This window comes from Kaistella sp. (assembly GCF_032060305.1).
GTDB lineage: Bacteria > Bacteroidota > Bacteroidia > Flavobacteriales > Weeksellaceae > Kaistella > Kaistella yananensis.
In genome coordinates, this window is sequence record NZ_DAMBHK010000008.1 from 44,511 (window position 1) to 46,611 (window position 2,101).

A 2,101-nucleotide genomic window follows, 5' to 3' on the forward strand; every position below is an offset into this window, starting at 1 on the left:
GTGTCCCAATAAGCCTGCAGTTCACCATTTTCGCCCGGTTTCCCATGAATGATATTGAAACATACATCAAATTTCACTTTGTAATTACTTTCAAGGGTAACCGAAAAATCTGCTTTATTGATGGGGAGATTCTGGTCTCTGTCGTCTACGAAATACCATTCGTCTTTCAGGATTACGACTTTATATACGTTGTATAAATCACGGTCCAGGGAATCGTAAATAAGCTGTCCGCTTTTCAGGGAAACCTTGTACTCATCGGAATATCCACCCATTACTACGGCTACATTTTTCTTTTTCATGCCTTTTAATCTAATCTAGCAAATTTAAACAAAATGTTTAAAATTAGCGTGGTAGCGCCTAATTATTATCCTTAAGATCCTCAAAAATAAAACATCATCATTTCATGAAAAATTAGTGAAACCTGACTTTTCTTTACTCCGAAAAATACCTATTTTTGCAGCCTATGAAAAGATGGTATCTCTACCCTTTTTCCCTTGGTTATCATTTCGTAACAAGCATCAGAAACGTAATGTATGATTGGGGAATTTCTAAATCGACGAAATTTAAAACTCCGATCATCAATGTCGGGAATCTTTCTGTGGGCGGAAGCGGAAAATCTCCTATGGTAATGTATCTGGCAGAATTGCTCTCCAAAAATTACAGAACCGGAGTCCTGTCCCGCGGTTACGGAAGACTGACCAAAGGCTACGGCATTACCAATTACGAAAGCAATTATAAAACAGTGGGAGATGAGGCGATGCAGTTGTTTGAACGCTTCAAAAACCGCTTTGTCATCGGTGTTTCGGAAGAACGCGTCCCCGGCGCAAAAAAAATGATTGACGATATGGATCTGGATGTTCTGATTCTGGATGACGCATACCAGCACCGTAAAATAAAAGCGGGATTCAACATTCTGATGACTGATTATAACGATCCTTATTTTAAAGATTTTGTACTTCCTGCAGGCGACTTACGCGAAAGCCGAAGTGGTGCAGCTCGCGCACAGATCATCATGGTCTCTAAATGTCCGGAGGATTTAACGGAAGAGAACAAGCAGTATTATATTTCGAGAATCAAACCGCAGCATTACCAGAAAGTATTTTTTTCGAGCATTGGCTACGACGAGAATGTTTACAGCAGAGACAAGTTTCTGCCCGATAATAATCTGAGTTATTACGACATCCTGCTGATTACGGGAATTGCCAATCCAAAGCCTTTAATCAACCACCTGTCGAAATTCTCCCAACGGGTGAAACATCTTAAATTCAAAGACCATCACAATTTCACCGATCAGGACATTAAAAACATTGTCGCAGAATACAAAAAACTTGGCGAATATAAAATCATCCTCACCACAGAAAAAGATTATGTAAGACTGAAAACCTTTGATTATCTGCGTGATCTGGTTTATTACTGGCCGATCAACGTAAATATCGATAAAAGAGAAGACTTCAATAACACCGTACTCAGCTATGTGGAGAAAAACCGTTAAAATTTATCACCTTTAGTTATTGAGATTATTCAATTCAGGAAATTGATTAGGCATTAAAGGTTCTGCAGATACAAAAAACTAAACCCCAAAACTGAGGAATTTGAATTTAATTAAAATCAGTACCTGAAGCCCAAACATAACTAAAAACTTCAACCGATGATTCAGCGACAGAATTTGCAAAAGTTCAACCGCCGGATCATCAGTTTTTTTTATGCTCTTTTCCGAAAAGCAAATTTCTTAATTTTGCTTCATGCTACCCCAACGCAAAATCATCCACGTCGATATGGACGCGTTCTACGCTTCCGTAGAACAGCACGACAATCCTGAGCTCCGCGGAAAACCCATCGCGGTGGGTGGCGGCCAGTATGGCGTGGTGGCAGCAGCAAGTTATGAAGCGCGAAAATTCGGAGTCCGTTCTGCAATGCCGGGGAGAATGGCGCTCGAAAAATGTCCCCACCTTATCGTCGTAAAGCCAAGATTTCAGCGGTACAAAGAAATTTCGCAGCAAATCCGGACCATATTTTATGAATACACCGATCTGGTGGAGCCGCTGTCGCTGGACGAAGCGTATCTGGATGTTACTGAAAATAAAAAAGGAATAGAATCGGC

General features: G+C 40.5%; 2 protein-coding genes and 1 pseudogene. 2 read left to right on the plus strand and 1 reads right to left on the minus strand.

Annotated features, from left to right (window positions below; all coding sequences use genetic code 11):
• Positions 1 to 299: pseudogene (locus V5N63_RS02200) on the minus strand (D-alanine--D-alanine ligase); the annotation flags it as partial.
• Between the two features lie 164 nt (positions 300 to 463).
• Between V5N63_RS02200 and lpxK the strand changes: the two are divergent.
• Together lpxK and V5N63_RS02210 are read left to right on the plus strand one after the other, a co-directional pair.
• Positions 464 to 1,492, plus strand: a complete 1,029-nt coding sequence (gene lpxK, locus V5N63_RS02205; RefSeq protein ID WP_332032592.1) for a tetraacyldisaccharide 4'-kinase — start codon at positions 464 to 466, stop codon at positions 1,490 to 1,492.
• A 250-nt stretch (positions 1,493 to 1,742) separates the two neighbouring features.
• On the plus strand, positions 1,743 to 2,101 hold a 359-nt coding region (locus V5N63_RS02210; RefSeq protein ID WP_442905769.1), incomplete at its 3' end, for a Y-family DNA polymerase.

What these genes read in the sequence shown, in the direction of transcription:
- lpxK (WP_332032592.1), top strand. Translation starts at nt 464, where the DNA reads ATGAAAAGATGGTATCTCTACCCTTTTTCCCTTGGTTATCATTTCGTA.